Below are 25,069 nucleotides of genomic sequence, written 5' to 3'. Positions count from 1 at the left end.
CGGCGGGAACTCCGCCGTTTCACGCCCCGGCCGGCACCGCCGTGCGTTCGGGTTTGTACTGGCAGCGCGGATAGCCCGAACAGGAATGGAACCGGCCATACGGGCCGTTGCGTTCGATGATCACGCCGGCATCGCAGGCCGGGCAGGGCTGCTCGTTGATCGCCTGGCCGGCCAGCGTGGTGACCTGCACCGCGCCATCGTCCACCAGCTCGGTGAGGAACGGCGAACGCCGCCCCTGCACGGTGAACATCGTTACCGTGCGGCGCGCGCGGGTCAGCGCGACATAGAACAGGCGGCGCTCTTCGCCCAGCGTGAAGTCATCGCCGTGGGGCATGGCCAGGCGCAGCACCGGGTCATCGGCGCGGGTGTTGGGGAAACTGCGTTCGACCATCCCGGGCAGGATCACGATATCGGCTTCGGCACCCTTGGCGCGGTGCACGGTGAGGAAGCTGAGGTCCAGCTGCTGGCCGAAACGGGCCTGCCAGTTGGGCGGCACGAAGCTGCGGTCGGCGTTGTAGCGGCCGAGCACGAAGATCGACAGTTTGCCGTTGCGGCCCGGCGCCATCTGGCCACTGAGCAGCTGGCGCTGCACCTGCAGCAGGTACTGGCCGACGGCATCGCAGATCTGCTCGCGCACGGCGACCTGGAAGGCCTGCAGTACCGGGCCATGGGCGGCGGTGACCGAACGCACCTGCTTGGGCAGCTGCGCCGGGTTGCGGGCGATGAAGCCGCTGGAGACATCGCACAGCGCCTGCGGGCAGCGGAAGGTCTGCTCCAGCTTGAGTACCCGGCCCTGCCCGAACCCGTCGATGAAGCCGGTCATCACCGACACATCGGCACCGGCGAAGCGGTTGATCGATTGCCAGTCGTCGCCCACCGCGAACAGGTGCCTGCCCGGCGCCTGCACCAGGGCCCGGCACAGCCGCGCGCGGGCGCGCGAGGCATCCTGGAACTCGTCGGCCATCACCAGATCGTAGGGCGAGCTGTAGCGGCCCTGCTCAAGGTGTTCGGCGGCCTGGTTGAGCATGTCCTCGAAATCGATGCCGTGCACGGCCGCCAGCGCGTCGTCCCAGGCGTGCAGGATCGGCGTGGCCAGTTCCAGGAACAGCCGGTGGCGGTGCTTGAACTGGTCCTCGGGCATCGCGCGCAGGCGCTGGGCCATGTCCTCCACCGACAGCGCGTTGCTCTTGGCGTGGCTGATGAAGGTGCGCAGCAGTGCGATCAGTTCGGTGTCGGGCATCGGCCTGGCGCCATCGCCGGGCAGCTCGCGGTCCGGGTTGGGGTCCAGCACGATCCCGCGCCGGGTCAGCGCCTGGCCCAGGTGGGTGAACAGCGCGCCGCTGCGCAGCTGGTGCGAGGTGGTCTCGACCAGGTCGGTGCCGCGGCGCGCATGCTCCTGGCGTTTCCACTGCAGGCTGTCCAGGTAGCCATTGAAGTGCGCGGGCGCATTGCCCTGCGCATCCAGCGCCAGGTGCTCGTGGTACAGCCCGATGCCGGGGTAGTGGAAATCGGGGCGGTACTGGCGGTACTGGTCGGTGGCCGTGTCGAATTCGTAGTGGCGCTCGTAGTTGTAGTCCACGCCGTTGTAGAACAGCCAGTCGGCGATCACGCATTCTTCGATGCTGCGGACCCGCTCCCCGCGCAGGGTGCGCACATAGCCGCTGCCGTCGGCATCCCAGCCATCGGCGCTGAGCGCACCGCCGATCGGCGGCAGGTCGCGGCCGAACACCAGCCGGAACATGTCCCACTGGGTGCGGAAATGCAGCGAGCGGTCCTTGAGCCGGTCGATCAGCTCGGCCAGCTGATGGAAACCCTGCGCCGCATCGACGGCCCAGTCGGGCACATCGGGCATGCGCCCGGTAGCCTTGCCGATGATCTGCCGGCCCAGCGCATGGAAGGTGCGCGCCTGCACCGCCTGTGCATCCAGCCCCAGCCGCGCGAAGGCCTGTTCGGTGCGTTGCTGCAGTTCCCCGGCGGCATCCTTGTTGAAGGCCAGCATGACGATGCGCTCCGGCGGCACCAGGCCGCGGTCGACCGCATAGGCGGCCTTGGCCACCAGGGTCGAGGTCTTGCCCGAGCCGGCCGCGGCCACCACCTGCACGCGGTTGTCGAAGCAGATCACCGCGCGGGCCTGTTCGTCGGTCAGCGGCTGGCGCTCGACCTGGTCCAGCAGCTCACCGGCCTGGACCAGCTCGCGCTGCAGGTACGCCTGGTTGCGCTGCTCCCAGACAGACGGCCAGTCGCTGCCCCAGCGGCTCAGTGCGTCTTCGATCTGCGCAGGCGGGCCGGGCAGCAGCGGGCGCAGCGCCGGATCATCGAATACTGCCCACAACGCGGCTTCCTCCACCGGCAGGGCCGGGCGACGCTGCAGCAGGGCCTGCTGCTGTTCCTGGGTGAACCAGCGGTGCTGCGCATCGGCCTGCTGCAGCTGGGCGTCGGCCAGCGCCAGCCAGTGCTGGACCTGCTCCAGGGCAGCGCAGCTGTCGGCCAGCCGTTGGTCCTGCTGCCGGTCCTGCTCCAGCTGGCGCAGGGCCTGGCGCAGGGTGCGTGCCTGCGCATGCGGCAGGCCGCCCAGGCGTGCCGCCTGCGGTTGGCCCGGGAACAGCTGCAGTTCGGTCCAGAGCAGCCGGCGGCGCAGGCTCGGCGATGCGGCGGCGTGCAGCGGGTGCAGCGCGCCGTCGATGTACAGTTCAAACTGCTGCCCGGCCAGGCGCAGCTGCCAGTGCGGCGAGCGCGTGATGCGTCGACCCCAGTACGAAGGGGTCCAGTGGTGCGTCATCCATACATCCAGAAGGCGGCCGGTTGCCAGAACCTGCAACGGCGGTGGGGTCAGACGGTCATGATAGGAAAATCCTGACCCCTGCGCCTACGGTTTTCCGAGTTGTGCTGGATGGCTTCGCTAGGGGCGGAACATCACCGATGCGGCGATCGCCGCCACGTTCTGTTCCAGGTCCGGATCGGCATCGGCCGGGTAGATCACGGCCATGCGCACATAGCGTTGGCCCGGCCACAGCGCCAGGTAATGCGCGAAGCGGCGCCCTTCCGGCAGGGTGCCGGTGACCACGATGCCATCGATGCCGGCGAAGCTGACACTGCGCTGGGACTGGGCAACTCCCTGGTCCAGTTCACGGGTGCCGGCGATCAAGGTGCGCGAGGTGGTCGCCGGGCTGGTTGCGCCGGCCGGCAACGCCAGCTGCGAGGCGATCACAATCAGCGGCTGCAGACCCTGCGGGTCCACATCCAGCGGGCCGGCGGTCATCCGCAGGCTCGAACCGCCCAAGGCGTCGATGATCCGAAACGGGCCGGCAGGCTCGGCGGTGAAGGGTAGAGCGGCAAGCTTGGTGGCCAGGGTTACCTCTCCCTGCAGGGTCACCGAGGCCAGCGTGTGCATCACCTGTGCATCGGTGATGGGCGAGCCGTCAGGCAACTGCACGGTCACCAGCACGGCATTGGCGCCGCGATAGAAGGCCGCCCATTTGCGGAAGGACTGGCCGTGGGCCCGCTGCGTGCCGGCCACCACCGGCACCTTGGCTCCCTGCGCCTGGATATGCGCCAGGGTATCCACCACGATGCCCTTGCTGGCAAAGGCGGTGCGCGCTGCAGGCAGGCTGTCGAACAACGTGCTGATCGGTTCGGCGGCCTCGGCCGGAAGCTCGGCCACCAGAATGCTGGCCTGGCCCTGTTCGCCGGTCAGACCGCTGAACTGGGTGGCCAGCTCCATCCCCGCCGGCGGCACCAGGCTGACCTGCGAACCGGGAATCTGCACCGGGTCGGCGGCCGCGCCCGGCGTGCAGCCCAGCAGGCAGGCGCCGGCCAGTGCCAGCAGCGTGCGCAGCAGGGCTCTGCTGCCTGCGCGCAGGCGGTGGGCCACGCCGGGGTGGGAGGAGGGAAGCTGCATGCTGTGGGTACCGCCAATGGCCAGGCGGTGCAGGGTAAGGGCGGGGCCGTGCGACGGCCATGCAATTTGTTTCAATCCGCCTGTGGTCGCCTTCGGCTGGCGCTGCGGTCAGCCTTGGCAGGCCGCCGCTGTGCCGGCGCGTGACCGTCGCTCAACCAGCATCGCCACGCCCCACAGCAGCAGGCCGCCCAGCGCGGTGGCGGCCCCCACATAGCCGGTGGTGGCCGGGCTGAAGCCGGCGCCGATGGCCATGCCGCCGAACCATGGGCCCAGGGCGTTGGCGGTATTGAAGGCGGCATGGTTGGAGGCCGCCGCCAGGGTCTGCGCTTCGCCGGCCACGTCCATCAACCGGGTCTGCAGCACTGCAGCCAGCGCGCCCATGGTGCCCACCGCGATGATCATCGGGAAGACACTCCATACCGACTGCGCGGCCAGCGGGTAGGCCAGCAGCACCAGGATCGACCAGACCAGCACCACCGCGGCGGCGCGGAAATGGAAGCGGTCCACCAGCCAGCCGCCGGCGACGTTGCCGATGATCGCGCCGACGCCGAAGATGCCCACCGCCAGCGGCATCCACGATTCGGCCAGGCCGGTGACCTGCACCAGGGTCGGCGCCAGGTAGGTGAACACACAGAACATGCCGGCAAAGCCGACCGACCCGATCGCCAGCGCCAGCCACACCTGGGTGCGGTTGAACGCGCGCAGCTCGCGCATCGGCGAGGTGCGCACTTCGTCCGGGTCGGGCAACAGGAAGCGGGCGATCATCGCCACGGTGGCGATGGCCAGCACGCTGACCAGGGCAAAGGCGGTGCGCCAGCTCAGTTGCTGGCCCAGCCAGGTGGTCAGCGGGTTGCCGACCAGGATCGCCACCGACAGCCCCAGCAGTACCTTGGACATCGCCGCGCCGCGCTGGGCCGGCGGGCTGATCGCCGCGGCCACCAGCATCGCCACGCCGAAGTAGGCGCCGTGCGGCAGCCCGGCGATGAAGCGGGCCAGCAGCATGGTGCCGTAGTTGGGCGCCAGCGCGCTGGCCAGGTTGCCCACCGCATAGAAACCCATCAGCGCCAGCAGCAGGGAACGCCGGGCGTAACCGGCGCCGGCGAAGGCCAGGACCGGCGCGCCGACCACCACGCCCACCGCATAGGCGCTGATCAGGTGCCCGACCTGGGTTTCGCTGATGGCCAGCCCGCGACTGATCTCCAGCATCAGCCCCATGCTGGCGAACTCGCTGGTGCCGATCGCAAAGCCGCCCAGCGACAGGGCCAGCAGGATGAAGGTGCGCTCGCGCGGGGACAGGCGCGCGGCCAGGGAAACGGGGGAGGAGCTCATGCGGGCAGGGCGTGACCAGGGGGCGGCCGCCCATTGTACTGCTGCGGCGCAGCATGCTGCCTGCCGCCGGCCTGGGACGCTGTGGTGCAGCGGTCGCGATCGACCCGGCGCCGGGCCAGCGGCCGCCGGGTCGGTATTTTCTGATTGGCAGCCTGCAGGCAGTGCTTTAGCATCGGCAGCCTGTCGTGGCGCGGGGAGCGTGCTTGATGGTCCAATACCCTCATGCCGTTCAGGTCAACGGCAGGTACCAGCTGGTAGCCCTGACATATTCGCCGGTGTACAGTCCGGGCGATGTGTTCGGCTATGCCGTGTTCACGTCCGAAGGGGCAAGGGTCACCGAGGTGCTGTCGCTGGAACAGGCGCGCAGCCAGTGGGCGTTGCTGTGTGACCAGGACGGTGGGACGCGGGTGCAGGACGAAATAGAACCGCGTACGACGCCGCGCAGGCGCCGGCGCAAGCAGTAGCGCCCCCGGGGCGCGTCATGGAGGATAGGGTTTGTCCACGCAGAAGATCGTTGTTGCCGTAGTTGTCACCCTGTTGACCGCGATTGCCGGCTACTGCCTTGCCGGGTATCTCACCTTGTTGCTGCTGGGCCTGGATACCGGGCTGTTCAAGTGGAACACCTACCTGCAGTACCTGCAGGCACTGGACCAGCCGGCCGTGGCGCCGTATGTGACCAAGATCAAGCTGGCCGGCGTGCTCGGTTTCGGCCTGCCGCTGCTGCTGTACCTGGTGGTGATGTTCCTGATGTTCCGGCCCAAGAAGACCTCGCTGCACGGCGACGCGCGCTTTGCCCAGGCCGCCGACCTGGCCAAGCACGGGCTGTTCAAGAAGACCGGCAACGGCATCGTGGTGGGCAGCTTCGGCGGCAAGCTGGTGCGCCTGAGCGGCCAGCAGTTCGTGATCCTGGCCGCCCCGACCCGCTCGGGCAAGGGCGTGGGCGTGGTCATCCCCAACCTGCTCGAGTACGACGAGTCGGTGGTGGTGCTGGACATCAAGCAGGAGAACTTCGACCTGACCAGCGGCTGGCGCGCCAGCCAGGGCCAGGAGGTGTACCTGTTCAACCCCTTCGCCGAAGACCGCCGCACCCACCGCTGGAACCCGCTCAGCTACGTCTCCAACGACCCGGCCTTCCGCGTCTCGGAGCTGATGAGCATTGCCGCGATGCTGTACCCGGATGGGTCGGACGACCAGAAATTCTGGGTCAGCCAGGCGCGCAACGCGTTCATGGCCTTCAGCCTGTACCTGTTCGAGAACCGCGACGACGCGCTCAGCTCCGGCTTCCCCGGCGTGCAGGACGTGCCCACCCTGGGCGCGCTGTTCCGCCTGTCCACCGGCGACGGCAGCGACCTCAAGAAGTACCTGCAGCGCCTGTCCGGGCAGACCTACCTGAGCGGCAACGCCAAATCGGCCTTCGCCAACATGCTGTCCCAGGCCGATGAGACCTTCGCCTCGATCATGGGTACCTTCAAGGAGCCGCTCAACGCCTGGATCAACCCGGTGCTGGACAAGGCCACCAGCGCCAACGACTTCCTGCTGACCGACCTGCGCAAGAAGAAGATGACCATCTATATCGGCATCCAGCCCAACAAGCTGGCCGAAAGCCGCCTGATCATCAACCTGTTCTTCAGCCAGATCATCAACCTCAACACCAAGGAACTGCCCAAGTCCAACCCGGACCTGAAGTACCAGTGCCTGCTGTTGATGGACGAATTCACCGCGATCGGCAAGGTCGACATCATCGCCTCGGCGGTGTCCTACATGGCCGGCTACAACGTGCGCCTGCTGCCGATCATCCAGAGCATGGCCCAGCTGGACGCCACCTATGGCCGGGATGTGTCGCGCACCATCATCACCAACCATGCCCTGCAGATCCTGTACGCCCCCCGCGAGCAGCAGGACGCCAACGACTACTCTGAGATGCTCGGTTACACGACCATCCGCAAGAAGAACGTCACCCATGCCCGCGAGAAGACCCACAGCTTCACCGAGGAGCGGCGCGCGCTGATGCTGCCCCAGGAGCTCAAGGCCATGGGCAACGATCACGAGGTGTTCCTGTACGAGGGGATCCCCCACCCGGTCAAGTGCGACAAGATCAAGTACTACAAGGATCGCTATTTCACGTCCCGTCTGCTGCCCAAAACTTCCGTACCAAATCTCGAAATTTGATCAAGTCGGTGTGAATTCCTGTGATGGACGTCAGATAAACGACATGTGAAGACGATTTTTGACTATGCTTTGACACCGAATTGACGCGCGGTTGTGGCATCGTATTTGTGATGGCCGTTCTATGCGCCGTGAATTTGTCGTTTAGAGTTCGCCGCACAAGGACAGCCGCAGGGTAGTTGGAGGAAATCATGGACGGTATTTTTCGAAGGGATGTGGGTGTGGGGCGACGGGGCCGGGCGATAAGCTCGGGACGCCTGCACATCGGTACATGCAGCCTTGGGCTGCGGGGACAGGGCGGGGGCCTGGTCACAACAATCCACGGTGTTTCATCGCTGTATCCGCAATCGCCATCTGCCTCCCGGGTCTTCATCCACCCGGTGCAGTGAATTGGCGTCAGCCACTCGAATCAAGTCGCGTTCCGTACGTCATAGGGAAGTCCGTATGAAGCAAGCGTATCTGTCACAGGGATTCATCGCCGTCGCCGCCGCACTGATGCTGGCCGGCTGCGCCACCAAGCCGGCCCCGGATATCGGCGGCCGCTGGAAGCCGGTCAACCGCTTCGCCAGCACCACCATGGAAATTCCGCTGTACACCAGTTACGTGTACCAGGCCACGCCCATGGACGGCACGCTCAAGACCATGCTGGAACGCTGGGCCAAGGATTCGGGCATGACCCTGGATTACCGGATCAGCTCGGACTACACGCTCTACGGCGCCGTCTCCACCATCGGCACCACCAATCCGCAGCAGGCGATGATCGACCTCAGCTCCGCCTATGCGGCGCAGGGCGTGTCGGTGTCCATCGTCGGCAACCAGATTGTCGTGCAGGCCGCCGCGTCGCCCACCGTCTCGACGGGCGCGGTCGACGCGTCCAGCGGTAGCTGACGCCGGCCGGGTATCGGTAAACGTGATGCTCCCCGCGCACCGCGCCGGGGTGCCACGCCCATTGACGTTCCAGCAGTACGGATGAACCCATGTTCCGAAAGAAGGAAACAGGCAGTAGCCAGAAGGTCGACCAGGCGGTCGCCAAAGCGGTGAGCTACGAGCTGACCGTGGCCGACATGGCACGCCGCAGCGAGCGCCGCGCATGGTGGGTGGCCTCGGCTTCGCTGGTGATGTCGCTGGCCCTGGCCGGCGGCTACTACTACATGCTGCCGCTGAAGGAGAAGGTGCCGTTCCTGGTGATGGCCGATGCCTATACCGGCACGGCGACCGTGGCGCGGCTCACCGGCAACTTCGAGAACCAGTCCATCACCGCCAGCGATGCGATCAACCGCAGCAATGTGGCGCAGTACGTGATGGCGCGCGAGTCCTATGACTTCGCGGTGATGGGGTTGCGCGACTGGCAGCTGGTCTTTGTGATGTCCGATGACCTGGTCAGCGGTTCGTTGAGGGCGCGCTACGCCAACAACAATCCGCAGAGCCCGTTCAACATGTACGGCAAGGAACGCGCGATCCGGGTCAAGATCCTCAGCATCACCCCGTTGGAGGCGCAGGCCAATGGGGGCTTCCGGGGCGCTTCGGTGCGCATCCAGCGCAGCATCTACGACAAGACCAAGGCGACCACCACCTACCTGGACAACCAGTTGGTGACCCTGCGATTCCGCTATGTGCCGAACCTGGCCTTGAACGAGCAGGAGCGCATCCTGAATCCGCTCAGTTTCCAGGTGTTCGAGTATCGAGTGGATAACGATTATTCACGTGGCGTGCCCGGCCCGGACCAGGCCGCGTTGCAGCAGCAGGCCGACCAGGCCCAGCAGATCGCCCAGCAGGGCGTGTACGACCCGAACAACCCCGCTGCGGCGACCATGGTGATCGACCCCGCTACCGGGCAGCCGGTAGTGGTGCCGGCCCCCGGCGCCCCGGGGCAGGCCTATCCGGGCCAGCCGATGCAGGGCGTGCCGCCGGTACCGGGGCAGCAGATCCAGGGCCAGGGGATGCCTGGCCAGGCGATACCGGGGCAGGCAATGCCCGGACAGCCGGCAATGACGCCGGCGCAGAACAATTCCACCGGAAGTGCTGATGGAGCAAGCAACCGATGAGTAGTCGAAAAGTCAGAGGGCGCGCATGGGCGTTGGTGTCGATGCTGTCATTGTTGTTCTCGGCCTCCGCGTTCGCGCAGGCAGTGGACTATTACGAGTATGAAAAGGACCGCATCTATCCGGTCCGCACCGGCTTGGGCCTGACCACCCAGATCGAACTGAGCCCGGACGAGAAGATCCTCGATTACAGCACCGGTTTCAGCACCGGCTGGGAGCTGACCCGTCGCGAGAACGTGTTCTATCTCAAGCCGAAGAACGTCGATGTGGACACCAATATGATGGTGCGCACCGAGACCCATTCCTACATCTTCGAGCTGAAGGTGGTGGCCACCGATTGGCGCCAGCTGGAACAGGCGCGTCGAGCCGGGGTGCAGTACAAGATTGCCTTCAGCTATCCGGCCGATACCGAATTCGGCATCGCGCAGGATGCCGTGCAGGAAGAGGCCAAGCCGCTGCTGAGCACCGAGCTGGCCAAGGACAGGCAGTACAACTTCGACTATTCCTATTCGACCCGCCGGGCCAAGAAGATGGGCTGGCTGGTTCCGGTCAATGCGTATGACGATGGTCGTTTCACCTACCTGCGTCTGCCCAATTCGCCTGAGTTCAAGACCGGTATCTTCCCGGCGGTATTCGGGCGGGATACCGAATACGGTGAAGACTTCGTGGTCAATACGACCGTGGAAGGCAACAACCTGATCGTCCACGGGACCTACCCGTACCTGGTCATCCGCCACGGCGAGTTCGTCGTCGGCCTGCGAAGGAACGTCAAGAAATGAGCCAGCACAACACTCCCGGAAACGATCCGAACGACGGACGCGACGAGAGCCAGGGCCATCACGGCGCAGGCAATGGTGCGCCCGATTCGCCCTCCAATCCGTACTTCGGGCAAGCGCAGGCCCAGCCGGCTCCCGATCTGGATGCCAGCGCACCGACGCTGCGTTCGGCCGAAGAGCAGCGCCTGAACCGCAAGGCCCTGGTGTTCATGGGTGGCATCCTGCTGCTGCTGATCGGCGTGGGTTACATGGTGTTCCACAAGTCGCGCAAGGACGAGGGGCCGGCTGCGGTGCGCGAAACGGCGCGTGCGGCCACCCCGGAATTGCCCAACTTTGGTCCGGCCGCGCAGCCGCAGGTCCAGACCCAGGCCGACCCGATCCCGATGTTGCCGGCCCTGCCGCAGGATCAGGATCAGACCCGGCTGGTGCCGATCGCACCGCCGGAGCCGATGATGCCGCGCGGCCCGACGCTGCTGGACCGGCGCATCGCCGGTTCCGAGGACGCGGCTTCGGCCGCGGGCAACCGCCAGGCACCGCAGCGCAGTGCGCTTGACGAAGCTACGCGGCAGGCGTTGCTGGCCAACCTGCCGGGCGCGCAGACCAACGAGGCTGGCAAGGTGCGCCGTGGCCCGGACGTGGAGGATGTTTCCAATGCAAGTTTCATCCGCAGCCCGGATGCCTTGCTGGTGCGTGGCACCTATCTGCGCTGCGTACTGGAAACCCGCATCATCACCGACTATGCCGGCTACACCTCGTGCCTACTGACCGAGCCGGTGTACTCGATCAACGGCCGCAGCCTGCTGCTGCCCAAGGGCTCCAAGATCTACGGCAGCTACGGCGGCCGCCCGACCGGCAAGCGTGTGGAGGTGATCTGGGATCGCATCACCACGCCCAATGGGCTGGACGTAGCCATGTCCAGCCCAGGCATCGATGGGCTGGGCAGTGCGGGCCATCCGGGCCAGTACGACGCCCATTGGGGCGCACGCATTGGCTCGGCGCTGATGATCAGCCTGATTGCCGACGCCTTCAAGTACGCCGCCGCCGAGAATGGCCCGGAAACCACTACGGTCACCGGCAGCGGTTTGGCGGTACAGTCGCCCTATGAGAGCGCCACGGCGCGGACCATGGAGCGGCTGGCTGGCGAAGCGCTCAGCGAGCGCAGCCCGCCGACCGTGACCATCAACCAGGGTACCGTGATGAATGTGTATGTCGCCAAGGATGTCGACTTCTCCGATGTGCTGGCACAGCGACGTTGATCGAGTGAACTGAACCATGGATGCCGAAGTGGCCCCCCTAGCTCTGGTTTCCAGCGACTTCCTGCGCTATCAGTACGAAGTGCTGGGCATCGCTGAGTACATGAATTCGCCGGAGGTGACGGAAATCTGCATCAACCGTCCCGGCGAGCTGTACCTGGAAACCCGGGCAGGGTGGCAGCGGGTGGATGTGCCGGGGCTGACCTTCGAGCGGGCCCGGCAGTTCTGCACCGCGGTGGTGAACGAAAGCAATACCGGCCAGCGCATCACCGATGCCGACCCGGTCGTGTCGTTGACCTTCCCGACCGGCCAGCGCGCCCAGTTCGTGATTCCGCCGGCCTGCGATGCCGGCAAGGTCTCGATCACCATCCGTTTGCCGTCCAAGCACACCAAGACGCTCAGCCAGTACAACGAGGATGGTTTCTTCAACCAGATTCTCGAACAGGATGGCAGCATCAGCGAGCAGGACCGTGAGCTGCTGGAGCTGCGCCAGTCGCGCAACTATGCCGAGTTTTTCCGGCGTGCGGTGATGTACCGCAAGAACATCGTGGTCTCCGGCGCCACCGGCAGCGGCAAGACCACTTTCATGAAGGCGCTGGTCAACCACATTCCTGACGACGAGCGTCTGGTCACCATCGAGGATGCGCGCGAGCTGTTCATCAGCCAGCCCAACGTCGTCCACCTGCTGTACTCCAAGGGCGGGCAGAGCGCCAGCAACGTCACCGCCAAGAGCTGCATGGAGGCGTGCCTGCGCATGAAGCCCGAGCGCATCATCCTGGCCGAGCTGCGCGGCGACGAGGCGTTCTATTTCATCCGCAACTGCGCGTCCGGCCACCCCGGTTCGATCACCAGCTGCCACGCCGGCAGCCCGGAACAGACCTGGGACCAGCTGGCGCTGATGGTCAAGGCGTCCACCGAAGGCTCCGGTCTGGAGTTTGCGGTGATCAAGCGGCTGCTGATGATGACCATCGATATCGTCGTGCATATCAAGGCGCACGCCGGGTCGCGCTACATCACCGGCATTGATTTCAATCCCGGCCGTGCGCAGGGACAGGAGGGCTGAACGATGATCGACATTACAACCGGACGTCGCTGCATCCACCACATCCGGGAGGCACTCTGATGCTGCCTGGAATGGAAGTGCTTGCCTGCCCAGAGATGGCCGTCTCGATGGACGTGATGAAACATGTCATCAATGTCGAATCTTCCCGCAACCCCTATGCCATCGGCGTGGTGGGTGGTGCCTTGGTGCGTCAGCCCAAGCAGCTGGAAGAAGCCCTCTCCACCGTGCGCATGCTGGAAGAGAAAGGCTACAACTTCTCCATCGGGCTGGCCCAGGTGAACCGCTACAACCTGGCCAAGTACGGCCTGGATTCGTATGAGAAGGCGTTCCAGCAATGCCCGAACCTGGTGGCCGGCTCGCGGATCCTCGCCGAGTGTTACAAGCGGTCCGGTGGCGACTGGGGCAAGTCGTTCAGCTGCTACTACTCGGGCAACTTCACCACCGGCTTCCGCCACGGCTACGTGCAGAAGGTGTTCGACTCGATCCAGCGCGGGCAGCAACTGGCCTCGGCCGGAGGTGTCGCGCCGATCGACGTGGTCAGCCGCGGCAGCCGGCGTACGGTCAAGGTCGAGCATCATCCGCAGCAGGTCTCGGCGGCGCAGTCGCGGATCGTGGCCCAGGCCGATGGTCCGCTGTATGCGCCCGAGCCGCCGGTCGATCCGGCGCGCGCCTATGTTGTGTACCCCTCGACCGGTGCCATGGCACGTGGCGCGCTGGTCAATCTTGCCGACCAGGCCCTGTCAAGAGTGGTATTGGGCGCGGTGGACCGCGCCGGTGCCGCAGCTCCGGCCCAGCAGGCCGCTTCACCGTATGCGCAGTACCCGCAGGAAGTGCAGGATGCGCTGAGCCAGGCCGGTGCACCACCTGTACCGCAGGCGCCTGTTGGTGGCGCCGCGCAACAGGCCGGCCAGCCAGTAATGCTGCGGCCGTGGAATGAACGCAGTACGCCAGCTGCCTTGCCCAGCCAGAACGGTGAAGCAACCAGGCAGCCGGTGCAACAGATTCCCGCAGGGGATGCGGCCTTCGTTTTCTGACGAAGTCGTGGCGTGGCCAGGCCCTCGACTGGTCAATTGAGTTATGTACGTCCAACTACAAGGAAACCCACCCATGAAGCGTTCCAACCTCGACCTCGTCCACGCCCAGCGCATGCTGAAGTCCATGCTGATGGCCGTCCTGTTCACCGGCGCGGTGTTCGCCCAGGAAGCGTTTGCTACCGCCGGCGGCGGTTTCGGCGGCACCGATACGAAGGTGTGCGGTTTCTTCACCAACATCAACGGCCTGCTCAACATCGCCTCGATCGCCGTGGTCACCATCGCGGTCATCTTCGCTGGCTACCAGATCGCCTTCGCCCACAAGCGCATCGCCGACGTCGCCCCGATCCTGATCGGTGGCCTGCTGATCGGCGCCGCCGGCCAGATCGCCAGCATGCTGCTGGGTGACAGCTCCAGCAGCAACTGCTCTGCCACCGCCATGCTGATCGACCAGGTGCAGCTGTACAGCCGTGCATAAGAACGTCGTCTTCCGGGGTTGTACGCGCCCAGCGATGTTTCTGGGCGTGCCCTACCTGCCTTTCTTCCTGGTGGTCGGTGGCCTGTTCCTACTGAGTGTCTACACGAACTTCTGGTACCTGCTGTCGATTCCGGTCGCGATCTTCATCATGCGGACCATGGCCAAGCGCGATGAAATGATCTTCCGGCTGCTCGGTCTGCGCTTCCAGTTCAAGCTGCGGGCGCGCAACGTGCAGGACCATGATGGCATGTGGGTGTTCAGCCCCAATCATTACCGCACCAAGCCGGCGCCCAAGGATTGAGGCGCCGGATCATCCCGGGCAGGCAGCCGCCTGCCCGGGTTGTCCCGGAAATGTCGCAGTAACCTCTACGGAAGCAGTCCCATGTTCAGCCCCGACACCTCCATCGCAGAGTTCATCCCGCTGTCATCGCACGTTTCGGCGAACGTGGTGAAGACTACGGGCGGTGATTACCTGTTGACCTGGCACCTGGAAGGCCTGCCCTTCGTCGGGCGCGAGGAATGGGAGCTCGAACACAAGCACAACACCTTCAACCGCCTGCTGCAGACGCTGCGTGCGCCGGATTTCGTCAATGTTGCGTTCTGGACGCACGACATCCGCCGCCGCCGCACGTTGAAGGGCCGGAGCGTGTTCAAACAGAAATTTAACCAGGACGTGTCCGACCAGTACATGGGGATGCTGTCCTCGCAGCGGATCATGCAGAACGAGCTGTACCTGACCATGATCTACCGGCCGGTGGTGGGAGGTAAGCGTTTCGTCGAGAAGTCCGCCAACGTGTCTAAGCTGCAGGCCGAGCAGGACCAGGCCGTCGACAAGCTGATGGAACTGGCCGGCAACGTGGAAGCGGTCATCCGCGACTACGCACCGTATCGCCTCGGCATGTATGAAGCCAAGAATGGCATCGTCTTCTCCGAGACCCTGGAATTCTTCGGTTACCTGATCAACCGCATCGACGAGCCGGTACCCGTGCTCTCTGCGCCGATCAAGGACTACCTTCCGGTCAGCCGACACATGTTCTCGGCAAAGACCGGCGATTTCGTGATCGCCACGCCCAACGGCGTCAATCACTTCGGCGCCATCCTCAATATCAAGGAATATGCCGAAGGTACCTACCCAGGCATCCTCAACGGCCTGAAATATCTCGATTTCGAGTACGTGGTCAGCCATTCGTTCAGTCCGATGGGCCGCCAGGACGCGCTCAAGGTGCTGGACCGCACCAAGGGCATGATGATCTCCTCCGGCGACAAGGCGGTCAGCCAGATCATCGAACTGGACCAAGCCATGGACCAGCTGTCCTCGGGCAACTTCGTGCTGGGCGAATACCACTACACCATCGCCGTGTACGGCGACAGCCAGGCCAAGCTCTCGCAGAACGTGGCTGCCACGCGTGCCGAACTCTCCAACGCCGGGTTCATCTCGGTCAAGGAAGACTTGGCCGTTACCTCGTCGTTCTATGCGCAGATTCCCGGCAACTGGCGCTATCGCACCCGCTTGGCCAACCTGAGTTCACTGAACTTCCTGGGCCTGTCGCCGCTGCACAACTTCGCCACCGGCAAACAGCACAACAACCCGTGGGGCGACTGCGTGACCACCCTGCAGACCACCAACGGGCAGCCGTACTACTTCAATTTCCACGCCACCCACCCGTCGGAAAACTCGCTGGGTGAGAAGGCGATCGCCAATACCATGGTGATCGGCAAGTCCGGTACCGGCAAGACCGCGCTGATCAACTTCCTGCTCAGCCAGGTGCAGAAGTACGACCCGTCGCCGACCATCTTCTTCTTCGACAAGGACCGCGGCGCGGAGATCTTCGTGCGTGCCTGCGGGGGCAACTATCTGGCGCTGGAGAATGGCGCGGCCACCGGCTTCAACCCGTTCCAGTGCGAACGCAACGAAGCCAACGTGCAGTTCCTGTCCGACTTGGTCAAGGTGCTCGCCGGCAAGCGCGAGTACAGCTCCCGCGAGGAGGAGGACATCTTCCGCGGTGTGGAGAACATGCTCGACACCCCGATGCACCTGCGCAGCATGACCAACTTCCAGAAGAGCCTGCCCAACATGGGCGACGACGGCCTGTATGCGCGCATGCGCCGCTGGACCTCGGGCAACTCGCTGGGCTGGGTGTTCGACAACCCGGTCGATACCATCGACCTGAGCCGGGCCAACATCATCGGCTTCGACTACACCGACATCATCGATAACCCCGAGGTGCGGGTGCCGGTGATCAACTACCTGCTGCACAAGCTGGAAACGTTGATCGACGGGCGGCGACTGATCTACGTGATGGACGAATTCTGGAAGATCCTGGACGGCGAGGGTGGCCTGAAGGAATTCGCCAAGAACAAGCAGAAAACCATCCGTAAGCAGAACGGCATGGGCATCTTCGCCACCCAGAGCCCGGAAGATGCGCTCAAGAGCGACATCTCCGCCGCCCTGATCGAGCAGACCGCCACCCTGATCCTGCTGCCCAATCCCAACGCCAGCAAAAGCGATTACATGGATGGCTTGAAGCTGACCGAGGCCGAGTTCCGCGTGGTGACCGCGCTGGACGAACGCTCGCGTTGCTTCCTGGTCAAGCAGGGGCATGCATCGAGTGTGTGCCAGCTCAACCTGCGTGGTATGGACGACATCCTTTCGGTGATTTCGGCATCCACCGATAACATCGACATCATGCACCGCGTGCTGTCCGACGCAGCAACCCGTGAAAAAGTGCTTGAGTCCGAACTGACGCCGGAGCAGTGGTTGAGTGAGTTCTACCGAAAGCGAAAGGGCTCTGGAAAGCCCGCATCCAACAGCCAGGAGGCCGTTGCATGAACAGCATCGTGAATCCGCCGACAAGACACCAGTCAAAATTGATGGAGAAGAACATGGACAACGTAACCCGCCAGAAGAAGAGCCGTTCCACCGCCACCCGTTTCCGTTCGACAGTGCTGGCTATGTCGCTGGGCGGCATGCTTGCCATGCCGGTGCAGGCCTATACGCTGCCTGTGGTGGAGATCGGCATGAACCTCTACAACGCCACCATGACCGAGGTGCATACCTTGACCAGTCAGGCCGAGGCGGTCCTCGAGTACGGGGAACAGTACAACCGTTTCCAAGATACGATGAGAAACTGGGAGCAGCGGCTGGCTCAGTTCAAGCAGATCATCGCTGCACCCATGATGCCCACAGGCGTGAAGCTCACGCCGGTTCTGCCTGAGTGGAACGTGGCCGAACGTTGCGGGGCCGGCTCGATCATGAGCGTGTCCGGGCTGGCGTCTGCACTGAACCTTACTCCGGGCGGCGACATCGTCGCAAAGCAGCGGAATATCTGTGCCGCGATCCAGATCCTCGAGAACCGCAAGTACAACGAAACCATCGAGGTCGTGCAGAAAAGCTTGCCTGAGATGCGTACGGTGCTCGATGAGATCAAGAAGATCCGCGTGGAGTCCAAAAAGGAAGGCACCATGGCCGAGGCCACCGCCAACGCCGCAGTCTCCGACGCCTATATGCAGGCAGATTTCAAGGCCTGGAGCGGGCAGATGGAAATGTACGACAAGCAGATCAGTGCGCTGACTGCTCAGCAGCAGATTCTGACGCGGATGACGCTCAAGGGAGCTCCGAGCCCGCTCGGCACCATGGTGAAGACTGCGGCGCTCAAAGGGGCGTTGTCGCTGTAACACGGATTCGGATCGGGACGGATCCCTCTTAATTATCAGGTGATGTTATGAGTCTAGGGATGGTGGACGGCATGTTCGGGCAAGGGGCGCTGCATTTTTTGCAGAACCTGCACGCGCAATCGTCGATTGGCGACTTCGTGTTCTTCCGGTTGATCCTCGATTACCTGCACAAGGAAATCGCGGAGTTCGGCGTGGAGCTGCTCGGGAGGATGATGAAGTGGGTCGGTGCCATGGCCTTGACGCTGATGACCCTGTGGGTGTTCATACAGGGCTTCCGCATCGTCACCGGTCGCAGCCGCGACTCATTGATGGTGCTGGTCACCGACATGGCCAAGGCGGCGTTGATCGTGTCAGTGGCCACCACCATGGCCATGTTCGGCAGCGACCTGCATTCCTTCCTCAACAAGGATGTCAAGAACGAGATCACCTACGTCATCACCGGCAAGAAGGAGTCGCCGGAGGACCTGATCGACAAGAACCTGGGCTACATGCAGTTGGGCTTGTCGTCCATCGACGCGCTGGATGCGATGGGGGATGTCACCCTAGACAGCGCCAAGACCCGCGCGATGTGGTTTGTGGGTCTGGGCACGGGCGGGCCGGCGGTCACGGCCGGCTCGATGCTGCTGCTGTATGAGGTCGCGCTGGCGCTGTTTATCGGTCTTGGCCCTCTGTTCATCCTGTGTCTGATATTTGAACAGACAAAGCAGCTGTTCCAGAAATGGCTGCTATACGGGATAGGCACGATGTTCTCGATGGCAGTGTTGGCGGCGATGACGGCCATTGCGATGGAGATGGTGGCCAAGGTGGCGGGCGCCTTCTGGGGCAGCACGTTGCTGGGCAAGCTGATGGGTGAGGACTTCAGCGACGGCATGTCCAGCATCGCGATGCAGCAGGGCGGCATGGGGTTGATTCTGACCACGCTGATCCTGACCGCCCCGCCGATGGCGGCGATGTTCTTCCAGGGCACGCTGGGCAGCTTCATGGCGTACTCGCAGATTGGTGGCTCGGGCGCCGGAGCACAGCCGGGCCCGCAGGGCCAGCCGCCAGGTGCGGTGGGCGGCGGTGGGTCCTACACGCCGGCAGCGCCGCAGAATGCGACTACTGGTGGAGCTAACGTTGACATGGGCCCTCGTATGGCGGGCGGTAGCCCAGCCGTAGCGCAACAAGCGTCAGGCTCCCGTGGGCTCGCCTCCTCCGGGCAGGCAAAGGAATAGTCGCGCCACTTTCTTTGGTTTTGATCTTTGCGTTCGAGGAGAGTGAGGCATGCAGCGCTTCGTAGTTCTATTGGTTCTGTTGATGGTAGCCATATTGCCTTCTAGCGAAGTCTGGGCTGAGGGGTCTTGTCCGCCTGGGTTCTATCCAATTGGCGGCCAGGGTGTGCAGGGTTGTGCGCCAATTCCTGGTGCCGCATCTTCTGGTCAAGCTCCAATAAGCGCTCCAGCGCCACCTAAGCCAACCGGTCGATGGCACGATGCGTGGGGTTCCGTGGCCCATTCCAATGCCACCTCGTGGGTCGGAGTGGCTACTGGGGAATCTTCGAAAGCTGCAGCAGAGAAAATTGCGCTTCAGAAATGTGCTCTTGAAGGTGCGAAGGATTGTTCAATTTTGATGTCTTACTACAATCAATGTTTCGCGTGGGTTGTCCCTGTGGCCAAGGTCAAGGGTTCACGGTCCGGAGTGGGTAGGGGGGCAACTCTGGAAATTGCAACACAAATAGCCAATAAGCAGTGCATCGATGCGTCTGGGAGTGCTTGCAAGATGTTCTATTCGGACTGCGCCAAGCCGACATTCGAAAAGTTCTGAGCGCAATACACGCCGGCCATTGGTTACGAATTGACCGAGAGGCGCGGTTCTGTAAGGCGGCGCTGGCGCCATTAGCACTGATGCTTCCGCATCGTCACCGCTCGCAGCCGCGACTCATTGATGGTGCTGGTCACCGATATGGCCCTGGCGGCGTTGATCGTGTCGGTGGCCACCACCATGGCCATGTTCGGCAGCGACCTGCATTCCTTCCTCAACGAGGACGTCAAAAACGAGGTCGCCTACGTCGCCCATAGTCGCCAGACGCGACTGTCCGTGTCGTGGAGAAGCATCTCTACCTCATCACTGGCCTTTTACGGACGCGTCGTGTTTGCGGGGTCTGAAAGCGACGTTGCATGCGAGAGATATCGTAGGAATTTCCTGATACAAGTGCCGAGGGCAATCCCTGTATTCTTTCCTCTCGCGGTTGCTGATGCTTGCTTCTCGTTCTGTGGCCGCTACGGAACAGCGCTCGTGACTTCGCTCTGGAGCTTGGTAGTGTCTCGGCAACAGGCGTAGGGAATGCCGGAAATGAAGGGAATATGTGCCATGTCTGTAATGCAACGTCTGTGTGCCGGCTTGATGGTTCTTGGCCTCGCGGCCTGCGCAACATCGCCTGTGGCCGGGAATAGCGGGGCCAACGCGGTCCAGCTGGCGGCCCAGGCACTGGTGGGGGAACCCGCTACAAAGGCGATGGAGCTGTTTGGACGGCCCGATCAGGGCATGGGTCCGTCGTCCTACGGGAGCGGCGGCTTCTACGCGTGGAACCGGATCCAGACCCGCGTTACCCCGGAGAAAATCTTCATCCAGACAGGGGTGGAGTATGTGGGGCAGCAGGAGAGGTGGGTCGGCATCGGCGGTGGTGGGCTCAAGGGCATCATGCCTATCAGTAGTGAGCCCATCTATCGCAAGACGGGCTACACAGAGAACGCGATTGCCATCGATTATTTTTGCAGCATCACCTTGTTTACCGATGGCAAGGATGTGATCACCGAGGTGAGCGTGATCAACTGCAATGATAAGAAGTAGGGTCGCAACGTCCGGCATGAACGGTGATCGCCTTCACTATCGCGAAGGCCATCAACGGCCATAATTGGCCCTGCGCCTCCCCTGCCATACGGCAGGTGGGCCGGCGTCCCTGCTGCCAGGATGCGACGGCCATGACGATCCGATCGAACCACGTGCTGCTTGCCGGCATCTTTACCCTTCTATCGACTACAGGATGTTCTGCCCTGGAAGAAGGCAAAAAAACACTTGTTTTCGATATTCGACAAACCGAACCGACGGCCAAGGCCGAGATATCGAAGTGGTTCCCAGTTGGTTCGTCGATGGAGGGTGCCCGCCAGGGTCTGCAGAGCAGTGGGTTCAAATGTTCGCCAAGCGAGGTTCCTTCCGCAGGTCTTAAGGGATTGCTTTGTCAACTCGATGTCCCGGACCCCATGGAGCCACCCGTAGCACGTATGGGGCCGGTCAGCTGGATCGTTTTTCTGGACGAGAGCAAGCAAGGCACGATTGAAAAAATTTCTGTCGATCGCGTGCCGCCGGAGAGTGAGGGCAGGCTGTGAGCGAGGGCGGTGCAAGAATCTGGATCGGGACCATTTCGCTTGTCGCAGGTCAACGTCACACCAGCCTGATCTTTGAAGCATCTGACGACAATAGAAGTGGCCCTTGCCGCTATGGCAGGCAATCGCTATCTCGACCGCGATTAACGGACGTAATTGGTCTTGCGCCACCCCAGCCATGCGGCAGGTGGACTAGGGCCTCTGCTGCCTGGATGCGACGGCCATGACCACCCGATCAAGCCGCATGCTGCTTGCCAGCATGGTGATGTCCCTTTCAATAACAGGATGTTCTGCCATGAATGACAGTAACAGCGAGGCTTCACGCATCTTTGACCGGCAGCAGAGCCGGCGCGAGGCAAGCGCGCTCCTGGCAACATGGTTTCCTTCAGGTACACCGATGGCTGCAGCGGTCGAAACAATGGAGAACAATGGATTCACCTGCGCCCCCGTGTATTTTCAAGCGGGTGAGAAGCGCGGGATGGGGTGTGATCTATCCATCCCCGAAGCGCCCGGCGTTCATGCCGCCCGGCTCGCGCTTACCGGTTGGACAGTGGTGCTGATTGAAACTCCGGCGCATACAGTGGAGCGCATTTCCGTAGGTCGCTTCCCGGAACACCTTGGTGATGAGCGTTGAGCGACCATGACGCAAAAATTCTGATCGGTTCCAGCCCGGTCGGCGGCGGCAAGCGTCACACTTATTTGATTTTCGAAGGCTCTGACGGGCAACAGACCGTTGTGCGCGGTGGCCCAATGCAGGACCCCGATGGTGACGCGATGGGGGCAATGCTTGACAGTGCGGTTCTCGGCACGGAGCGCTACGGAAGCATCAAGGTGTCATCTTCACCGTACCAGCCAACATACAAAACCTATCAGCGCGAGAACGGCGATGTTGTTGAGAATGTTCCGGTCGCCGAAGCGAATCCTTCCGACCCTTCCCTGCGTCGGGACAAGGAGGGAAATCCGATCATCTCCGAGCAACGGGGCATTGACTGGCCTTTGCAGGGTGAAACGCATGAGCGCCGGGTGCTCTGGACCGGCACGGATGCTCAATTGCAGGCCAAGCTGGGCATCGCACTGCAGGTCGGCCAGCAGATCACCCAGGCAGGGCTGGAGTACGCTCCACTTTCCAACAACTGCAACAATGTTTCCACCGCGCTGCTGAAGGCGGTCGGTGTCACACCGAGACTCCCTGTCATGGAAGACGGTACGGCTGTCTCGGCACCGGCTTTTGGCGAGCCCTTGCATCAGAACATTGGCCCTGCCGGTTGGCGGAGCGGCTACCGGTTCGACGGCAAAACCTGGATGTCCGAGGACGGGCTGGTCATTCCGCCGCCGATCAAGCCGAAAGCAAGCGGCTCGCCTGACAACGCTGCGCCCCCGTCACCCGGCTCGGGGTCGTCCGGTAGCGCGCAGATCGACGAGCCCATACGCAACAGCAGGAACCTGCTGGATCCCGCCAACGCCGACCACGGTCTGTACTTGCAGGCCTACGCTGGCGTAGCCAAGCTGGATGCCCGGTTCGGTCGCACGCCGGACCTGCAGTCGCAGCAACTTGCGGCTGCCCTGGCCGTGCAGGGCAAGGCCGATGGGCTGACCTCGATCCAACAGGTGCTTCTCAACGACGACGGCACCAGGGCGTTCGCCTTGGACAACGCCGATGCGTCCGCTCCATGGGCGCGGCGCTCCTCCGTCGAGGTAATGGCCGCGCTGCAACAGCCGCTGGAGGAGAGTGCCGCGCGGATGGGGCAGGCTAACGCACGTGCTGCCGAACAGCGGGACGTGGATGTGGTGCAGGCCCAGGCAGGGCCGCGCGTGGCCTAACGGCAAAGCGCGGCACCCCGGCCAGCGGCGGTGTGGTGTCGTCGATTCCGGCGGCTTGCAGATTGCAACGGGCGTGGCCCAAACCACAACAGCCATCCCGTCCCGGCGATGGCTGTTGTGGTCATGCCGTGGCGCGGCCTCACCCCATCATGGTGCGGCTGTTGCTCTGGACCTGTTCCTGGTTGCGTTCCTGTTCCTGGCGCTGGCTGACGGCCTGTTCTTCCACCTTGCGGCTGCTCTGCTCCAGGGGCGTGTTCATGGCCAGCATGGTGTCCACGGTGACGCGCAGGTGGGCCGGGTCGTTCTGGTTGCCCTGCACGGCGAAGGTGTTGGCCGCGTCGTTGCTCATCACCACCGAGTCGATGCGCTTGCCGCCGGCGGCGTGCATCTGTGCGGCCAGGGTGCCGGCGAGCTGGTCGCTGAGCTGGTCGGAAGGGCGGCCCACGCGGCTGTCCTGGGCGTAGACGCCACGCTGTGCGTCGTTGAACAGCGGATTGCCCGGGTGCCGACTGTCGTCCATGTTCAGGCTGGTATGGCTGTGCTGGCGCTTCTCGGCTTCGCGCCGGGCCGGTTCGCCGGCCGGCAACGGGCCGCGCAGGTTGTCGATCAGGTCGACCGCGCCACCGACCGGGCCGCGCGAGATGACGGTGGTCGCCCCGCGACGTTCGCCGATGTCATCGCGGTACTCATCGATCATGCGCGCATTGGTGCTGGCCCGGGTCTTGGCCTGCTCCGAGCCCAGTACCGAGCCGCTGTCGAGGAAGTTGACCATCTTGTGCGAGTCCAGCGATGCGGCCGCGGCGATCAACGGGCGATCGGGGATCAACGCGTTGTACTTGCTGTTGCTGAAGCCGGAGGCTTCCAGGGTCTTGATTTCCTGGGCGCTGGCGTAGATGCGGACCTGGCCGTAATGCGGCGAGGCGGCGCTGACCGGATCGGCGGCCATGACGTGGTTGATCATGCTGTCGCCGCCCTTGGGGATGCGGTAGCTCAGGCTGGCCGCGCCGAAGGCGTTGAAGGTTTCGCCCTTGAGGTCGAAGTGGTGGGCGCTGATCTGGGCCAGGGTGCCGCCCAGCGAGTGGCCGGTCACCGTAACGGCGGGCGCATGGCCGGTATTGGCGCCTTGTTTCTGCGCATATTCCATCGCGCGTTCGGTCAGGGCGATCGCATCCTTGGCCTGCAGGTTGGTGCGTGCGGTGACCATTGCACCGTCGGTGACCACGCCATCGAGGAAGATCTGCTCGGTGCCCCGGTGGGACACCACGATTTCCTTGGTGTCCACGCGCTGGTAGACCGTGCCCTGATAGCCATTACGGCTGTTGTTGACGTGCTCCAGCACCTTGTACTGGTGGCCATTGAGGGTGACCGCCTCCTCCTGGCCGGGCGCACGACGCCCTACGGCGCGATCCTTGTACGCATCTTCGGAGAGGGCTGCGTAGTCCTGGCTGGGGATGCTCATTGTTTGGCCTCTTTGGCGGTCAACGAGATCGAGAACAGCGCGTCGCGCAGTTCCGGCACGTAGTCGGTGGGATCTTCATTGCCGCTGTCCGGGTAGTCCTCGATGGAGGTCATGCCATGCGGTCCCTGCACCGGCGCGGCGCGCGGATAATCCCTGCGCGGGTAGTGGCGGGTGAGCGTTTTTCCGGCCGTCAGCTGGTCGGCATCGATGAAGGTGAGGAAGCGGGTTTCCTCATGCGCACCGGTGGCCTTGAGCAGGGCGCCGGTGCCGCCGAATTTCCAGCGGCACACACCGCGCCCGTAATAGTCCTCGTCCAGCATCTGGTCCAGGTAGACGGTGCCGTGGTATTCGTCATCGGCCACGCGCTTGAGGGTGAGCGGTTCCTGGCTGGTGATACGCCCGGCGGTGCCGGTGACCGGGTTGATGCGGCCGCATTCGGCTTCGTTGGCCACGTCGTACTGCGCGACCGCTTCGATGCGTTCGAACGGGCCCGGGGCGTTGTGCAGCTTGAGGACCACCTCATAGGCCTGGCGTGGCTGCGGGTTGAGTTTGGCGAGGCCGCGCCCGCCGCTTTCGACATCGGCTTCCGCGGCGGCGGTGGAAAGGTCTTGGCTCATGGTGTTCTCCGTACGACTGCAGGCGGTGATCAGAAGGGTGGCAAGGCAGATCTTCAGGACGCGGTGCAATGCCGGTCTCCCGTTGACGGTGGGGAAAGG

Annotated in this window: 24 protein-coding genes; 19 read left to right on the top strand and 5 right to left on the bottom strand. The window is 63.7% G+C overall.

The genetic code is table 11. The features are described from left to right. Positions 1 to 19: 19 nt before the first annotated feature. The 3 genes from AC3ITM_RS11370 to AC3ITM_RS11360 all read right to left on the bottom strand — a co-directional run bounded on the left by AC3ITM_RS11370 (position 20) and on the right by AC3ITM_RS11360 (position 5,227). Positions 20 to 2,779 carry a UvrD-helicase domain-containing protein gene (locus tag AC3ITM_RS11370; protein ID WP_489265075.1) on the bottom strand — a complete coding sequence of 920 codons (2,760 nt, stop codon included), beginning with the start codon at positions 2,777 to 2,779 and terminating at the stop codon, positions 20 to 22. Positions 2,780 to 2,899: 120 nt separating this feature from the next. Continuing rightward, positions 2,900 to 3,898: a hypothetical protein gene (locus AC3ITM_RS11365; RefSeq protein ID WP_489265074.1), complete on the bottom strand. Its 999-nt coding sequence runs from the start codon at positions 3,896 to 3,898 to the stop codon at positions 2,900 to 2,902. Positions 3,899 to 4,006: 108 nt separating this feature from the next. Then, positions 4,007 to 5,227 (bottom strand): MFS transporter, encoded by a 1,221-nt coding sequence (locus AC3ITM_RS11360; RefSeq protein ID WP_489265072.1) that lies wholly within the window; start codon positions 5,225 to 5,227, stop codon positions 4,007 to 4,009. 206 nt (positions 5,228 to 5,433) lie between these two features. On the opposite strand from AC3ITM_RS11360, the gene AC3ITM_RS11355 reads away from it, so the two are divergent. The 19 genes from AC3ITM_RS11355 to AC3ITM_RS11265 all read left to right on the top strand — a co-directional run bounded on the left by AC3ITM_RS11355 (position 5,434) and on the right by AC3ITM_RS11265 (position 22,894). Next, positions 5,434 to 5,691: a hypothetical protein gene (locus AC3ITM_RS11355; protein WP_489265070.1), complete on the top strand. Its 258-nt coding sequence runs from the start codon at positions 5,434 to 5,436 to the stop codon at positions 5,689 to 5,691. Between the two features lie 46 nt (positions 5,692 to 5,737). Beyond that, positions 5,738 to 7,396, top strand: coding sequence for a type IV secretory system conjugative DNA transfer family protein (locus AC3ITM_RS11350; protein WP_489270093.1), 1,659 nt, complete (start codon positions 5,738 to 5,740; stop codon positions 7,394 to 7,396). 441 nt (positions 7,397 to 7,837) lie between these two features. Beyond that, positions 7,838 to 8,281, top strand: coding sequence for a hypothetical protein (locus tag AC3ITM_RS11345; RefSeq protein WP_489265068.1), 444 nt, complete (start codon positions 7,838 to 7,840; stop codon positions 8,279 to 8,281). An 89-nt stretch (positions 8,282 to 8,370) separates the two neighbouring features. Continuing rightward, positions 8,371 to 9,438 carry a VirB8 family type IV secretion system protein gene (locus AC3ITM_RS11340; RefSeq protein WP_489265066.1) on the top strand — a complete coding sequence of 356 codons (1,068 nt, stop codon included), beginning with the start codon at positions 8,371 to 8,373 and terminating at the stop codon, positions 9,436 to 9,438. Further along, entirely contained in the window at positions 9,435 to 10,214 is a 780-nt protein-coding gene (locus AC3ITM_RS11335) for a TrbG/VirB9 family P-type conjugative transfer protein (protein WP_489265064.1), read from the top strand. The genes AC3ITM_RS11340 and AC3ITM_RS11335 overlap by 4 nt, the downstream gene beginning before the upstream one ends. Continuing rightward, positions 10,211 to 11,467, top strand: a complete 1,257-nt coding sequence (locus AC3ITM_RS11330; protein ID WP_489265062.1) for a TrbI/VirB10 family protein — start codon at positions 10,211 to 10,213, stop codon at positions 11,465 to 11,467. Before AC3ITM_RS11335 ends, AC3ITM_RS11330 begins: the two co-directional genes overlap by 4 nt. Before the next feature lie 16 nt (positions 11,468 to 11,483). After that, on the top strand, positions 11,484 to 12,527 hold the full coding sequence (gene virB11 / locus AC3ITM_RS11325) for a P-type DNA transfer ATPase VirB11 (RefSeq protein ID WP_489265060.1): 1,044 nt from the start codon (positions 11,484 to 11,486) through the stop codon (positions 12,525 to 12,527). 71 nt (positions 12,528 to 12,598) lie between these two features. Beyond that, positions 12,599 to 13,561, top strand: a complete 963-nt coding sequence (locus tag AC3ITM_RS11320) for a lytic transglycosylase domain-containing protein (protein WP_489270092.1) — start codon at positions 12,599 to 12,601, stop codon at positions 13,559 to 13,561. Positions 13,562 to 13,634: 73 nt separating this feature from the next. Further along, positions 13,635 to 14,036 carry a TrbC/VirB2 family protein gene (locus AC3ITM_RS11315; RefSeq protein ID WP_489265059.1) on the top strand — a complete coding sequence of 134 codons (402 nt, stop codon included), beginning with the start codon at positions 13,635 to 13,637 and terminating at the stop codon, positions 14,034 to 14,036. Continuing rightward, a complete protein-coding gene (locus tag AC3ITM_RS11310; protein WP_489265057.1) occupies positions 14,029 to 14,337 on the top strand; it encodes a VirB3 family type IV secretion system protein in 309 nt (102 codons plus the stop codon). Before AC3ITM_RS11315 ends, AC3ITM_RS11310 begins: the two co-directional genes overlap by 8 nt. Before the next feature lie 81 nt (positions 14,338 to 14,418). After that, positions 14,419 to 16,866 carry a VirB4 family type IV secretion/conjugal transfer ATPase gene (locus AC3ITM_RS11305; protein ID WP_489265055.1) on the top strand — a complete coding sequence of 816 codons (2,448 nt, stop codon included), beginning with the start codon at positions 14,419 to 14,421 and terminating at the stop codon, positions 16,864 to 16,866. Then, the gene (locus tag AC3ITM_RS11300) at positions 16,863 to 17,711 is read left to right on the top strand and encodes a hypothetical protein (protein WP_489265054.1); all 849 of its coding nucleotides are present in this window, start codon (positions 16,863 to 16,865) and stop codon (positions 17,709 to 17,711) included. The genes AC3ITM_RS11305 and AC3ITM_RS11300 overlap by 4 nt, the downstream gene beginning before the upstream one ends. A gap of 47 nt (positions 17,712 to 17,758) precedes the next feature. Further along, the gene (locus tag AC3ITM_RS11295; RefSeq protein WP_489265052.1) at positions 17,759 to 18,925 is read left to right on the top strand and encodes a TrbL/VirB6 family protein; all 1,167 of its coding nucleotides are present in this window, start codon (positions 17,759 to 17,761) and stop codon (positions 18,923 to 18,925) included. A gap of 49 nt (positions 18,926 to 18,974) precedes the next feature. Continuing rightward, a complete protein-coding gene (locus AC3ITM_RS11290) occupies positions 18,975 to 19,514 on the top strand; it encodes a DUF4189 domain-containing protein (protein ID WP_489265050.1) in 540 nt (179 codons plus the stop codon). A gap of 120 nt (positions 19,515 to 19,634) precedes the next feature. After that, positions 19,635 to 20,030 (top strand): hypothetical protein, encoded by a 396-nt coding sequence (locus AC3ITM_RS11285; protein WP_489265048.1) that lies wholly within the window; start codon positions 19,635 to 19,637, stop codon positions 20,028 to 20,030. Positions 20,031 to 20,060: 30 nt separating this feature from the next. Next, the gene (locus AC3ITM_RS11280; RefSeq protein WP_489265047.1) at positions 20,061 to 20,540 is read left to right on the top strand and encodes a hypothetical protein; all 480 of its coding nucleotides are present in this window, start codon (positions 20,061 to 20,063) and stop codon (positions 20,538 to 20,540) included. Positions 20,541 to 20,671: 131 nt separating this feature from the next. After that, the gene (locus AC3ITM_RS11275) at positions 20,672 to 21,076 is read left to right on the top strand and encodes a hypothetical protein (protein WP_489265045.1); all 405 of its coding nucleotides are present in this window, start codon (positions 20,672 to 20,674) and stop codon (positions 21,074 to 21,076) included. A gap of 220 nt (positions 21,077 to 21,296) precedes the next feature. Beyond that, complete coding sequence (locus AC3ITM_RS11270) at positions 21,297 to 21,707, top strand: hypothetical protein (RefSeq protein ID WP_489265043.1); 411 nt, start codon at positions 21,297 to 21,299, stop codon at positions 21,705 to 21,707. Beyond that, positions 21,704 to 22,894: an XVIPCD domain-containing protein gene (locus AC3ITM_RS11265; protein WP_489265041.1), complete on the top strand. Its 1,191-nt coding sequence runs from the start codon at positions 21,704 to 21,706 to the stop codon at positions 22,892 to 22,894. The genes AC3ITM_RS11270 and AC3ITM_RS11265 overlap by 4 nt, the downstream gene beginning before the upstream one ends. A 139-nt stretch (positions 22,895 to 23,033) precedes the next feature. Here AC3ITM_RS11265 and AC3ITM_RS11260 read toward each other — a convergent pair whose 3' ends face one another. Both AC3ITM_RS11260 and AC3ITM_RS11255 read right to left on the bottom strand, forming a co-directional pair. Next, complete coding sequence (locus tag AC3ITM_RS11260) at positions 23,034 to 24,353, bottom strand: XVIPCD domain-containing protein (RefSeq protein WP_489265040.1); 1,320 nt, start codon at positions 24,351 to 24,353, stop codon at positions 23,034 to 23,036. Further along, positions 24,350 to 24,970, bottom strand: a complete 621-nt coding sequence (locus AC3ITM_RS11255) for a hypothetical protein (RefSeq protein WP_489265039.1) — start codon at positions 24,968 to 24,970, stop codon at positions 24,350 to 24,352. The genes AC3ITM_RS11260 and AC3ITM_RS11255 overlap by 4 nt, the downstream gene beginning before the upstream one ends. Positions 24,971 to 25,069: the final 99 nt, after the last annotated feature.

Source organism: Stenotrophomonas sp. KH_029 (assembly GCF_057839765.1).
The sequence above is the reverse complement of the archived record's forward strand: the minus strand, read 5'-3'. Positions and strand labels throughout refer to the sequence as shown.